The sequence below is a fragment of the Pseudomonas sp. SDO52101_S400 genome (assembly GCF_054071635.1).
Genome location: NZ_JBSVWF010000004.1, coordinates 1 through 12,946 on the forward strand (window position 1 = coordinate 1; position 12,946 = coordinate 12,946).

A 12,946-nucleotide genomic window follows, 5' to 3' on the forward strand; every position below is an offset into this window, starting at 1 on the left:
TCAGCAAGATTATCGTTGCCTGATACACCGCATTCGCGGGCAAGCCCGCTCCCACATTTTGTTTCAGTGAAGCTTACGAGCGGGCGCGAGCCTGGTTACGCAGCGCTTTCACTTGATCGTGATTGCGTTGCACGCCGTGGTACTGGCGCTCGACCAGATCACGAATGCCGACCAGATTGTGCTTGTTGATCTTCTCGATCGCTTCCCGATAAGCCTTCAGTGCGTGGTCTTCACCGCGCTCGGCCTCGTTGAGCACGGCTTCTTCGTCCTTGCCGGTGAACATCGCTTTGACGTCGACCCAGCGACGGTGCAGATCACCGCTGACACTGGTCGAGGTTTCCGGATCACCGCCCATCGAGCGCACGGTCGCCTGCAACTCGGCAGCGGCGGTAGCGCAGTCGGCGGAGCGTTTCACGAACAGGGTTTTCAGTTCCGGATGCTTGATGTCTTCAGCGCAGGTCTTGAACCCTTCCTGACCGTCCTTGCTGGTTTCGATCAGGTCGTTGAGGACGGAGATGGCTTCTTTATTCATGTCAGTCATTTTTCAATTCCTTGCGTGGGTGAAAGATGCAAGGAGTGTTGCAGTGGTCGTGCCAGCTTCCCCCAAAGAATTTAATTGTTATTTTTCAATGAGTTAAAAATAAATCAGAAATCTGTATGCCTGTTATTTGCATGATCTGTCATTTGGCCTGCATGCAGAATGCCTGTATTTTCCAGACTGTTTTGAATTCAGACGATCCCTGCAATGAATCCCGAAAAACTCGAACTGCTGATCACCCGCGAAATGCCCTTCGGCAAGTACAAGGGCCGGATCATTGCCGACCTCCCCGGCCCCTACCTGAACTGGTTCGCCCGGGAAGGCTTCCCCCACGGCGAACTCGGCGGCCTGTTGGCGCTGATGCAGGAAATCGATCACAACGGCCTGTCGGAGCTGCTTGAACCCTTGCGCGCCAAACATGGCAAACCCGCCCCGCGCCACTGAGGCGCATCCTGATCCGAGTCGACCATGCCCGATAACACCCGCCGCGCCCGAGACGAAGCCTTCTGGCAAACCTTCGCCGACCGTTACGATCGCCACCCCGGCCCCGTGAACCTGGAAAACGGCTACTTCGGACGCATGTCGCGTACCGTGATCGAGGACTACCAGCGCCACATCGAGCTGATCAACAACAGCAACTCGATCTACGTGCGCCAACGCTTCGAACAGCACGACAGCCTGGACATCCGGGCGCAACTGGCCGAGATGATCGGCGTGCGTGCGCAAAGCATCGCTTTCACCCAGAACGCCACCGCCGGCCTGCAGTCGCTGATCCGCAACTACAACCGCCTGGAACCTGGTGATCAGGTGCTGATCTGCGATCTGGAATACGACACGGTCAAGGGCGCCATGCGCTGGCTGGCCCGCCATCGCGGGGTCGAGGTAATCGAGGTCGAGCACACCCACCCGGCCAGCTTCGACAGCCTGCTGGCAACTTACCGCGAGGCCTTCATTCGTTATCCGAAGCTCAAGCTGATGGCGCTGACCCACGTCACCCACCGCACCGGACTGGTGATACCGGTGCAGGCCATCGCCTCGCTGGCCAAGGAACATGGCGTAGACATCATCCTCGATGGCGCCCATGCCCTCGGCCAGATCGAGTTCGATCTGGAAGCGCTGGGCATCGCCTTCGCCGGGTACAACCTGCACAAATGGATCGGCTCGCCGCTGACCCTGGGTTTTCTGTATATCGCTCCACAGCGTCTGGCCGACATCGACCCGGACATGGGCGAGATGCATTTCCCGCTAAACGACATCCGCTCACGCACGCCTTACAGCACGCCAAACATTCCGGCGCTGATGACCCTGCCGCTGGTGTTCGAGGAACACCGTGCACTCGGTGGCGCAGCGGCCAAGGGCGCACGGGTGAGCTACCTGCGCAACCTGTGGGTCAGCGCCGTGCGCAACCTGCCGGGCATCGAAGTCACAACCCCGGACGATCCGCGTCTGTATTGCGGCATCACCTCGATGCGCTTTACCCGGCATGCCGACCAGCAGGCGATGGTCGAACGCCTGCTCAACGACTACAACCTGTTCACCGTCGTGCGCAACGGCGCAGCCTGCGGGCCGTGCATCCGCATCACGCCGTCGTTGACCACCACGGCGGCGGAGATTCAGTCGCTGATTCTGGCGCTGAATGAACTGCGTTAAACCGTGTACTTGTCGAAGTCCTCGGGCTTGATCTGCGACGACACCGCAAAGGTGTCGATGCCGATCGTGAGATGGCCGAAGTAACCGTCTTCGTGTGATTCTCGACCGATTGGCCAGACGGTCAGGGTCGAGGCCTCACCGCCCATCCTGGTGTAGTAGCTGTCGTCGTCGTTGCACAGCGGCACCGAGTCGCGCCCGCGATAAGCCTTGGCGTTGAGCACGCCGCGAGAAACCACCTCGGGAAAGTACAGCTGTCCGACCCACGCCACGTTGCGCTCGTCCAGGTATTCGTTGCCGGCGACGATGCGCACCGCCACATGAATATGCAGGGCACGCCCGGCATAAAACCCCGGATAGATCGTGGTGAAACGCACCCTGCCCTTGTGATCGCTGAACTGGCCGCCACGAAGATAGGTGTCATCATCGGTCCGCGGAATTGAACCGATGTCTTCGACATCGACTTCCTGGTCCGGGTTGACCCGACTCCAGCCGGAATAGGCGCCACGTGCGTTGCAATGCCAGATATCCACCAGAGCGCCACTGACCGGTTCGCCGGTCATGGCATCGACGATGGTCAGGCGCAACAGCAGTGGCAGCCCCTCGGCGCCTTCGCTGATGTTGCGGCGCAGCAGTCTGGGATTGCGAAAATACGGCCCGGCGACTTGCTCCGGGGCCAGTTGATAAACCGATGGTGCTGAAGGCTGGTTATCCATGACGCGTTCTCTCTTCCATAAGATGAACGCAGGTTAACGCCACACGCCAAGCCGGGTGCGGTAACTATGTATCTCAAGATAACGAAGATTTTTTCAGGCAAAAAAAAACGGTGCACCGACCAAGCGCACCGTTAAAGCCGTAGAACACACAACGAAGTGTCAGGAAAAAACTATCTCGCAAACATCAGTCCAGCAGCGCCAGCGCCTCGGCAGTGCATTCCTGAATACGGGCCCAATCGCCGTTCTTGATCCACTCCGGATCGAGCATCCAGCTACCGCCCACGCACATGACGTTTTTCAGCGCCATGTAGCTCTTGATGTTGGCAGGACCCACACCGCCAGTCGGGCAGAATTTCACTTCGCCAAACGGGCCGCCAAGGGCCTTGATGGCAGCCACGCCGCCGCTGACTTCAGCCGGGAACAGCTTGAAGCGGCGATAACCCAGGCCATAGCCTTCCATGATGCCGGAGGCGTTGCTGATGCCCGGCAGCAGCGGGATCGGGCTTTCGACGCTGGCTTCCAGCAGGTCACGGGTGATGCCGGGGGTGACGATGAATTGCGAACCGGCGGCTTCGGCAGCGGCCAGCATGTTGCGGTCGAGCACGGTGCCGGCACCGGTCACCAGCTCCGGGCGCTGTTCGCGCAGGATCTGGATCGCCTTCAGACCGAACTGCGAACGCAGGGTCACTTCCAGCGCGGTCAGACCACCGGCGGCCAGGGCGTCGGCCAGCGGCAGCACGTCCTGTTCACGAGCGATGGTGATCACCGGCAGGATCCGCGCCTTGGCGCAGAGACTGTCGATCAGGGCAACTTTGTCCGCCATGGAAACGGTCGGGGATGGGGTTGTCATAGCGGCTGTTCCTTGGCTCATGGGCACCAGTAAATCTCTAACGTAGGTTGCAGAAACGCGCGAACCGGCATGGCGGCGACGTCGTTGGATGCCAGTGCGGCATTCAGGGTGGTCAGTTTCGACTGACCGGAAATCGACAGAATCTTGTGCCGCGCCGAGGCCAGCAGCGCCCGGCTCATGGTCAGGCGTTGACGCGGTACGCTCGGCGCCAGCATCGGCCAGCAGCGACGGGTGCCATCGGCTTGCAGCGCTTCGGCAAGGTTCGGGCTGTCCGGGAACAGCGACGCGGTGTGACCGTCATCGCCCATGCCCAGCACCAGCACATCAATGGCCGGCAATTCAGCAAGCAAGCGGTCAGCGTTTTCAGCAGCCTGCTCGACGTTGGCCGCAGCGCTGTAGAGGCTGAGGAACTGCGCCTTGGCCGCCGGGCCCTTGAGCAGATACTGCTTGAGCAGACCGGCGTTGCTATCGGCGTGCTCGACCGGCACCCAGCGCTCGTCAGCGAGGGTCACGACGACCTTCGACCAGTCCAGTTCCTGCTTGGCCAGGTGCTGGAAAAACGCCACCGGGCTGCGACCACCGGACACCACCAGCACAGCGTTGCCGCGTGCCGCCAGGGCTTCGCTCAACTGCTTGGCGACATTCAGCGCCAGGCCTTCGGCGAGCAACACCGGGCTCTTGAATTCGCGGGCATTCACACCCTCGGGCAGTTTCACATCAGATATCGCCATACCACGACCTCCCGTCCCGCGTGATCAATGCAATGGAGCTCATCGGCCCCCACGACCCGGCCGCATACGGCTTGGGCGCGTCACCGGACTTTTTCCACCCGGCGATCAACTGGTCACACCACTTCCACGCGGCTTCGATTTCATCTTTACGGACAAACAGGTTCTGATTGCCGTTCATCACTTCCAGCAACAACCGCTCGTAGGCGTCGGGGATCCGCGCGCTGCGCCAGGTGTCGGAAAAATTCAGTTGCAACGGACCGCTGCGCAGTTGCATGCCCTTGTCCAGGCCTTGATCCTTGGTCATCACACGCAGGGAAATCCCCTCGTCCGGTTGCAGGCGGATGATCAGTTTGTTGCTGATCTGCAGGCGCTGCTCCGGGGCGAAGATGTAGTGCGACGGTTCCTTGAAGTGGATGACGATCTGCGACAGCTTTTGCGGCATGCGCTTGCCGGTGCGCAGGTAGAACGGCACGCCGGCCCAGCGCCAGTTGCGGATATCGGCACGCAGGGCGACGAAGGTTTCGGTGTCGCTCTGGGTGTTGGAATTCGGCTCTTCGAGGTAGCCCGGTACGGACTTGCCTTCGCTGTGGCCGGCGATGTACTGGCCGCGCACAACCTGAGTGGTCAGGCCTTCCGGGCTGATCGGCGCCAGGGCCTTGAGCACTTTCACTTTTTCGTCACGGATGCTGTCGGCGGACAGGTCGGCCGGCGGGTCCATGGCGATCAGGCAGAGCAGTTGCAGCAGGTGGTTCTGGATCATGTCGCGCAGCTGGCCGGCCTTGTCGAAATAGCCCCAGCGACCTTCGATGCCGACCTTCTCGGCCACGGTAATTTCCACGTGGGAGATGTAATGCTGGTTCCACTGGGTCTCGAACAGGCTGTTGGCGAACCGCAGGGCGATCAGGTTTTGTACCGTCTCTTTGCCCAGATAGTGGTCGATGCGGTAGGTGCGGTTCTCCGGGAAGAACTGCGCCACGGCGTCGTTGACCTTGCGCGAGGATTCCAGGTCCGAGCCGATCGGTTTTTCCAGCACCACGCGGGTGTTTTCCGCCAGACCGACTTTCGCCAGGTTCTCGCAGATCGCGCCGTACACCGCCGCCGGGGTGGCGAAGTAGGCAATCATGCGTTGTTTGGTGCCCGCCAGATCGGCCAGCGCCGCGTAATCTTCAGCCTTGAGGAAGTCAACGTGCAGGTAGGTCAGGCGCGCCAGAAAGCGCTCGGCCACCGCTTCGTCCAGTTCCTTGCCCACGTAACGACGCAGCTCCGCGGCAATGAATGCCATGTGCTGCTGCTCGGTGCCTTCTTCACGGGCCAGCGCGATAATACGCGTGTCCTCGTGCAGCAGGCCGGCGCCATCCAGGTGATAAAGGGCAGGAAACAGCTTGCGCAGGGCCAGATCGCCCAAGGCGCCGAACAAGGCGAAGGTGCACGGTTCAACCGTAATCGAAGGCATGATGTTTGTTCTTTTATCAAGTTAAGCTACAAATACCTTTTTTCAAGGCATCACTCAAGGGAAAATGTAGTAATAACCACAACATTTTCGCAAAATACAGATTCCGAGTGGTGGTCGGTCGGAGCCATCAGTAGGATAGGCCACCGTCACGGGCCACATCAAAGGCCCAATTTGCATAGCCGCGCGCTTATCGGCGCCGGTGAATCTAGGAATTCTTATGGACCGCGTGCGAAATTTACTGGAACAGATCCAGAGTCGCCTTGAAGAGCTGAACAAGGCCGAACGCAAAGTCGCCGAAGTGATCCTGCTCAACCCACAGCAGGCCACCCGCTTCAGCATCGCCGCCCTCGCCCAGGCCGCCTCGGTCAGTGAACCGACGGTCAACCGTTTCTGCCGTTCGTTCGGCGTCAGCGGCTACCCCGAACTCAAGTTGCAACTGGCCCAGAGCCTGGCCAGCGGTGCGGCCTACGTCAGCCGTGCCGTGGAAGCCGACGACAATCCCGAGGCCTACACCCAGAAGATTTTCGGCAGCGCCATCGCGTCGCTGGACAGCGCCTGCCAGGCGCTGGACCCGAACCTGATCAGCCGCGCCGTCGACCTGCTGATCCAGGCCCGGCAGATCCACTTCTTCGGCCTCGGTGCCTCGGCCCCGGTGGCGCTGGACGCGCAGCACAAGTTCTTCCGCTTCAACCTGGCGGTCACCGCCCATGCCGACGTGCTGATGCAACGCATGATTGCTTCGGTGGCGCACACTGGCGAACTGTTCGTGATCATTTCCTACACCGGGCGCACCCGCGAGCTGGTGGAAGTGGCGCGCATCGCCCGGGAGAACGGCGCTTCGGTACTGGGCCTGACGGCAGAGAACTCGCCTCTGGCCAAGGCCAGCACCCTGAGCCTGAACATTCCACTGCCGGAAGACACCGACATCTACATGCCGATGACTTCGCGGATCATTCAGTTGACCGTACTGGATGTGTTGGCAACGGGGATGACCTTGCGTCGCGGGGTGGATTTCCAGCCGCATCTGCGCAAGATCAAAGAGAGTTTGAATGCTAGCCGGTATCCTGTGGGTGACGAGTTCAACTAACTAGAGATCAAAAGCCCCTCACCCCAGCCCTCTCCCGGAGGGAGAGGGGGCCGACCGAGGTGTCTTGCGCTACACATCGACCTGAACGACCGAGTTGATTATGGATTCCGGTCACCGCAACCTCTGGCTTGGCCAAGCCAAGATCACCGCCGCAGTCGCAGGTCGATGTACATAGCCAATCCAACTCGGTCAGTCCCCTCTCCCGGAGGGAGAGGGGGCCGACCGAGGTGTCTTGCGCTACACATCGACCTGAACGACCGAGTTGATTATGGATTCCGGTCACCGCAACCTCTGGCTTGGCCAAGCCAAGATCACCGCCGCAGTCGCAGGTCGATGTACATAGTCAATCCAACTCGGTCAGTCCCCTCTCCCCCCGGGAGAGGGTTAGGGTGAGGGCAGCGGTGGAACTGACACACTCAAGCCGCAGCCCAAGCCTGCAAACTCAAATGCGCCTTCTCCCCCGGCGCCAGATGCAGGCTATCCGTCCCACCCGCCGCCGCTTCAACACAGACAAACTCCGAGATCTCATCCCAGGTCACACCCAACAACGGCCGCGCCCCCGGGTGCCAGACCACCGTGTCCGCGCTGTCACCGGTATCGATGCACAATTCGCGCTGCCAGGCGTGATCCTTGAGCTGCAATTCGCCGTCGTGCTGGAACACGCGCTGACAGCCACCATCAACCCGCAGCTCACCTTCCTGCTGACAGACTTCACGGTTCAACTGGTCATAACCCTGCGCGCCTTCGAGCCCAGACAGCGCTATCTCACTCACATCGCCAATACGCCAGTAAGCGTGCAAAGCCTGGCTCAACTGGCACGGCATGTCGTCCTGATGCTCGGTGCTCAGGCGTAACTCCATGCGTTCGCCCAGGTGCGCGTGCAGGTCCACCTGCCAATCACACAGTTGCAATTGCCAATGCAGACGCACGCCGTCATCGGCGGTGCTGCTGTCGAGCAGTTTCCAGTCCAGCAATCGCGCCCAGCCATGGGACGGCCATGCGTTTTCACTCGGATGGCGGCCATACCACGGCCAGCAAACCGGCACACCGCCACGGATCGCGCCGACGTGCGGCCATTTCGCCGCGCACCACAACCACGGTTTCTGCCCGCGCGGCTGAAAGTGCAGCAACTGCGCACCCTGACGACTGAACACCGCCTGACACAGCGGATGATCGATCACCAGCACATCGCGCATCTGATAGCGCTCCCAGGCGAACACCGGTCGTTCGCGCAAGGATTTGAAGAAGCGTTGCAGCGGATGCTCATGCATGGGCCACGGTTCCAGATTCAACTTTCATGGGCTGCGACACCCCTTTCCAAAAAAAAGCGGACAGCCTGGGCTGTCCGCAAATATGCGCACATAGAGAGGAGCTTATCGCAGACGCGTTAGAACGTAGACTGAATTTTCAGGCCAGCGACCAAAGCGTTGTCCACTTGATCCACACCACCCGGGTGAGTGATGTATTGCAGGTTAGGACGCACGGTCAGCCAGTTGGTGACGTGGAAGCCGTAGTTGATCTCGTAGTTGTATTCGGTCTCACGAATCGGCGAGAACACCGGATTGTCGTAGTCCGAAACACCGTTGGAAGCGTTCAGCAGCTCGGCGTTTTTCTTCACGTCGTCGTTGACATGGATACGCGCGGCACCGATGCCGACGTCATCCTTCGGACGGGCGTCGAACGGGCCTTTGTAGACAAACATCACCGACTGATAGTTGTCGATGAAGTTGGTGTCCTTGTCGTGGAACGTGGCGTTGGCCGCGATGTTCAGACCACGGGAAGCATCACCGTTGTGGCTGGTGAGTTGCTGCTGCGCAACGAACCAGTAGCCGTGCTTGCTGCTGTGGGTGCGGTAGGCATTGCCGGTGGTTGCTGCGTCGTTGCCGTTGATGTCTTCACGGACATCATTGGCATCAGCCGTGCTCTTGTAGTAACCGACGCGGTATTCGCCCGGCAGGCTGTTGACCTTCGGCGACCAGACCAGCTCGACCGGCAGCACGGTACCGGCGGTGCCGCTGCCGCTGAGCTTGAAGCCGTTGCCGTGTTCCAGCTGCGACGGGTTCTGGTTGTACGCACCGATCTGCGCGAAGAGCTCGTCGTTGATGTTGTACTTCACGCGGATCGCGGCCTGGCTGACGGGCCAGTTGTACCAGATGTTGGTCGCCCAGTTGCCCACTTGCGAGCCGCAGAACGCCAGGTTCTGGAATTCGCACGGGAAGGTGTTGAAGTCTTCGCCTTCACCGAAGTAACCGGCCTTGACGTCGAGTTTGTTGTCGAAGAACTGGTGCTGAATCCACAGTTGGGTCAGACGCACCATGTGGCCACGACCGTAGACTTCCTGCGAGGAAGACAGGGTGCCGGCACGCGGATCGCCAACGCGGTCGTTGGAGATGTTCTGACCGTTACGGTTGGTCAGCTGGATCTTGGCTTGAGTGTTGTCCCAGCCCCAGAGTTTTTGCAGGTCCAGTGCCACGCCCAGACCGAACTGGTCGCTGTAGCGGCCGGTCTTGTCGTCGTTGTAGCCGCCATGCAGGTTGGCGCCCATTTCCCCAACGTAGTCGGCCTTGATGTCGATGCCTTGCTCGATCAGCTTGGTCCGCTCACCACCCCAGTCGCCCGTCATCCATTTGGAATCGGAGCTGAATGCATCGGCGGCCATGGCATTGCCGGCCAGGACCAATGCGGCCGCGGCTGACATTTGGCAGATCAACCGGGCATTGACGTGTTTCTTTTTCATCCCTACATCCTCGTCTTTATTGTTATTAACTGTTTTTTTCCAACGCGGTTTACATAAAAAGTGCAGTGAACGACAGACCGAACACCACTTTTCCCCTGTGGGAGCGGGCTTGCTCGCGAAGGCGTCATGTCAGTCGACATATGTGTTGCCTGACACTCCGTTTTCGCGAGCAAGCCCGCTCCCACCTTGTTCTTCAGCGCCCTTTGAATTGCGCTACGTTTGCAGATCGGGCTTCGGTCTGCGAATGACCCGCAACCCCCAGGCGCTCGCCGCTCTTGGCATCGAACAGCAGCACTTTCGACGGATCGAATTGCAGGGTCAGGGTTTCGCCCACTTGCGGCGCCACGTCCGGCGCCAGTCGGCAGCAGACCTTGGTGTCGTTGAGGTTGACGAACACCAGGGTGTCCGGACCGGTCGGCTCGGTGACCTGCACTTCGGCCTTGATGCTCGGCAGGCCGTTGCCCTCGCCGTTCGCCAGCGCGATCTGCTCAGGGCGCAGGCCGAGGATCACTTCGCGGTCTTCGAGACCGGCGTCCTGCATTGCCATCGGCAGCTCGCAACGGGCCTGGCCGCTGTCCAGCAGCGCCAGCAGACGGCCGTCCTTGCGTTGCAGGCGCAGCGGGATGAAGTTCATCGGCGGCGAACCGATGAAGCTCGCCACGAACAGGTTGGCCGGGTCGTTGTAGATCTCTTTCGGCGTACCGAACTGCTGGATGATCCCGTCCTTCATCACCGCCACTTTGTCGCCCAGGGTCATCGCTTCGATCTGGTCGTGGGTCACGTAGACCGTGGTGGTTTTCAGACGCTGGTGCATCAGTTTCATTTCGGTGCGCATCTCGACGCGCAGCTTGGCGTCGAGGTTGGACAGCGGTTCGTCGAACAGATAGATCTTAGGCCGACGCGCCAGTGCACGGCCCATCGCCACGCGCTGTTGCTGGCCGCCGGAGAGCTGACCCGGTTTGCGATTGAGCAGGTGCTCGATCTGCAACAGCTTGGCCACGCGGGCGACTTCTTCGTCGATGGCCGACTGGCTCATCTTGCGGATCTTCAGACCGAACTCGATGTTCTCGCGCACGCTCATGGTCGGGTACAGCGCGTAGGACTGGAACACCATGGCGATGTCGCGATCTTTCGGGCTCATGCCGCTGACGTCTTGGTCACCGATCATGATCGCGCCGCCGGTGATGGTTTCCAGACCGGCGATGCAGTTCATCAGGGTCGACTTGCCGCAGCCCGAAGGCCCGACAAGGATCAGGAACTCACCGTCCTTGATCGACAGTTCGATGTTCTTCAGGGTGTCCGGCAGGCCGGCACCGTAGGTCTTGTTTACATTGCGAAGTTCGAGCGTAGCCATGATTACCCCTTGACTGCGCCGGCCGTCAGCCCGCGCACGAAATACTTGCCTGCGACCACATAGACCAGCAGGGTCGGCAGCCCGGCGATCATCGCCGCCGCCATGTCCACGTTGTATTCCTTGGCCCCGGTACTGGTGTTGACCAGGTTGTTCAGCGCCACCGTGATCGGTTGCGAATCACCGCTGGAGAACACCACGCCGAACAGGAAGTCGTTCCAGATCTGGGTGAACTGCCAGATCAGGCAGACCATGATGATCGGCGTCGACATCGGCAGGATGATCCGGCGGAAGATCGTGAAGAAACCCGCGCCATCAAGACGCGCCGCCTTGATCAGCGCATCCGGAATGCTCACGTAGTAGTTACGGAAGAACAGCGTGGTGAACGCCAGACCGTAAACCACATGGATGAACACAAGGCCCGTGGTGGTGCTCGCAAGGCCCATCTTGCCGAGGGTGAACGACGCCGGCAGCAGCACGGTCTGGAACGGCAGGAAGCAGCCGAACAGCAGCAGACCGAAGAACAGCTGCGAACCCTTGAAGCGCCAGAACGACAGCACGTAGCCGTTCAACGCACCGATGGCGGTGGAAATGATCACGGCCGGAACGGTGATCTTGATCGAGTTCCAGAAGTAACCGTCAACCGTGGCCCAGGCTTTCACCCAGCCGATGCCGCTGACCACGGTCGGCCAGCTCAGCAGGTTGCCGGTGGAGATGTCTTCCGGGGTCTTGAAGCTGGTCAACAGCATGACCACCAGCGGTACCAGATACAGCAGGACCGCAAGGATCAGCACCGCGTAGATCGCGATGCGACTCAGGCTGATGGAAGGTTTGGCAGCGAGACTAGTCATGACGCTTGGTCCTCAGCTCGGAGTACAGGTAAGGCACGATGATCGCGAGGATCGCACCGAGCATCAGGATTGCACTGGCCGAGCCCATGCCCATCTGCCCACGACTGAAGGTGAACGAGTACATGAACATCGCCGGCAGGTCGGAGGAATAACCCGGGCCGCCGGCCGTCATGGCCGCCACCAGGTCGAAGCTCTTGATCGCAATGTGCGCCAGGATCATCACCGCACTGAAGAACACCGGACGCAGGCTTGGCAGCACCACTTTCCAGTAGATGCGCGGCATGCTCGCGCCGTCGATCTGGGCGGCACGGATGATCGACTGATCAACGCCACGCAGGCCGGCGAGGAACATCGCCATGATGAAGCCCGAGGCTTGCCAGACCGCCGCGATCACCAGGCAATACACCACGCGATCAGGGTCGATCAGCCAGTCGAGACGGAAGCCTTCCCAGCCCCAGTCCCGCAGCAATTTGTCCAGGCCCATGCCCGGGTTGAGCAGCCATTTCCACGCCGTACCGGTAACGATCATCGAGAGCGCCATCGGGTACAGGTAAATGGTGCGGATGAAGCCTTCGCGACGGATTTTCTGGTCGAGGAATATCGCCAGTGTCACGCCGATCACCAGGGTGATGCCGATGAACATGCCGCCGAATACGGCCAGGTTCTTGCTCGCTACCCACCAGCGATCGTTGTCGAACAGCCGCGCGTATTGCGCCAGCCCTGCCCACTTGTAGTTCGGCAGGAAGGTCGACGTGGTGAACGACAGGACAAACGTCCAGAGGATATAGCCATAGAAGCCCACCAGAACGATGAACATGCTCGGCGCCAGCACCAGTTTCGGTAGCCAGCGCTGCAATGCGTCGAACGGCGAGGCCTTGCTGAACACAGCAACAGAACTCATGGGAAGATCCAGTAGGAGATTAAGAATTACGGATGCGATCCCTGTGGGAGCCAGCCTGCTGGCGATTGCGTTGTGTCAATTCAC

Annotated in this window: 13 protein-coding genes; 3 read left to right on the top strand and 10 right to left on the bottom strand. The window is 60.2% G+C overall.

Going from position 1 to position 12,946, the window contains the following annotated elements; genetic code table 11:
* Positions 1-73: 73 nt before the first annotated feature.
* Positions 74-541 (bottom strand): ferritin-like domain-containing protein, encoded by a 468-nt coding sequence (locus tag ACW9HX_RS02495; protein WP_085709662.1) that lies wholly within the window; start codon positions 539-541, stop codon positions 74-76.
* 204 nt (positions 542-745) lie between these two features.
* On the opposite strand from ACW9HX_RS02495, the gene ACW9HX_RS02500 reads away from it, so the two are divergent.
* Positions 746-982, top strand: coding sequence for a DUF3820 family protein (locus ACW9HX_RS02500; RefSeq protein ID WP_003213031.1), 237 nt, complete (start codon positions 746-748; stop codon positions 980-982).
* A 24-nt stretch (positions 983-1,006) separates the two neighbouring features.
* Entirely contained in the window at positions 1,007-2,188 is a 1,182-nt protein-coding gene (locus tag ACW9HX_RS02505; RefSeq protein WP_457379385.1) for an aminotransferase class V-fold PLP-dependent enzyme, read from the top strand.
* Here ACW9HX_RS02505 and ACW9HX_RS02510 read toward each other — a convergent pair.
* The 4 genes from ACW9HX_RS02510 to zwf all read right to left on the bottom strand — a co-directional run bounded on the left by ACW9HX_RS02510 (position 2,185) and on the right by zwf (position 5,935).
* Positions 2,185-2,901, bottom strand: coding sequence for an intradiol ring-cleavage dioxygenase (locus ACW9HX_RS02510; protein ID WP_457379386.1), 717 nt, complete (start codon positions 2,899-2,901; stop codon positions 2,185-2,187). The genes ACW9HX_RS02505 and ACW9HX_RS02510 overlap by 4 nt on opposite strands.
* 184 nt (positions 2,902-3,085) lie before the next feature.
* Positions 3,086-3,751 carry a bifunctional 4-hydroxy-2-oxoglutarate aldolase/2-dehydro-3-deoxy-phosphogluconate aldolase gene (locus ACW9HX_RS02515; RefSeq protein WP_011335602.1) on the bottom strand — a complete coding sequence of 222 codons (666 nt, stop codon included), beginning with the start codon at positions 3,749-3,751 and terminating at the stop codon, positions 3,086-3,088.
* 17 nt (positions 3,752-3,768) lie between these two features.
* A complete protein-coding gene (pgl, locus tag ACW9HX_RS02520; protein WP_457379387.1) occupies positions 3,769-4,482 on the bottom strand; it encodes a 6-phosphogluconolactonase in 714 nt (237 codons plus the stop codon).
* On the bottom strand, positions 4,469-5,935 hold the full coding sequence (zwf, locus tag ACW9HX_RS02525; protein WP_114885036.1) for a glucose-6-phosphate dehydrogenase: 1,467 nt from the start codon (positions 5,933-5,935) through the stop codon (positions 4,469-4,471). Before zwf ends, pgl begins: the two co-directional genes overlap by 14 nt.
* A 226-nt stretch (positions 5,936-6,161) precedes the next feature.
* On the opposite strand from zwf, the gene ACW9HX_RS02530 reads away from it, so the two are divergent.
* On the top strand, positions 6,162-7,022 hold the full coding sequence (locus tag ACW9HX_RS02530) for a MurR/RpiR family transcriptional regulator (RefSeq protein ID WP_169842436.1): 861 nt from the start codon (positions 6,162-6,164) through the stop codon (positions 7,020-7,022).
* Between the two features lie 416 nt (positions 7,023-7,438).
* Here ACW9HX_RS02530 and ACW9HX_RS02535 read toward each other — a convergent pair whose 3' ends face one another.
* The 5 genes from ACW9HX_RS02535 to ACW9HX_RS02555 form a co-directional block, all read right to left on the bottom strand.
* Positions 7,439-8,293 carry a D-hexose-6-phosphate mutarotase gene (locus tag ACW9HX_RS02535; RefSeq protein ID WP_119427879.1) on the bottom strand — a complete coding sequence of 285 codons (855 nt, stop codon included), beginning with the start codon at positions 8,291-8,293 and terminating at the stop codon, positions 7,439-7,441.
* A gap of 116 nt (positions 8,294-8,409) precedes the next feature.
* On the bottom strand, positions 8,410-9,759 hold the full coding sequence (locus ACW9HX_RS02540) for a carbohydrate porin (RefSeq protein WP_457379388.1): 1,350 nt from the start codon (positions 9,757-9,759) through the stop codon (positions 8,410-8,412).
* A 193-nt stretch (positions 9,760-9,952) separates the two neighbouring features.
* Complete coding sequence (locus ACW9HX_RS02545) at positions 9,953-11,113, bottom strand: ABC transporter ATP-binding protein (protein ID WP_457379389.1); 1,161 nt, start codon at positions 11,111-11,113, stop codon at positions 9,953-9,955.
* A 2-nt stretch (positions 11,114-11,115) separates the two neighbouring features.
* Positions 11,116-11,961, bottom strand: a complete 846-nt coding sequence (locus ACW9HX_RS02550) for a carbohydrate ABC transporter permease (protein ID WP_457379390.1) — start codon at positions 11,959-11,961, stop codon at positions 11,116-11,118.
* Complete coding sequence (locus tag ACW9HX_RS02555; protein WP_085697145.1) at positions 11,954-12,862, bottom strand: carbohydrate ABC transporter permease; 909 nt, start codon at positions 12,860-12,862, stop codon at positions 11,954-11,956. The genes ACW9HX_RS02550 and ACW9HX_RS02555 overlap by 8 nt, the downstream gene beginning before the upstream one ends.
* Between the last annotated feature and the right edge of the window lie 84 nt (positions 12,863-12,946).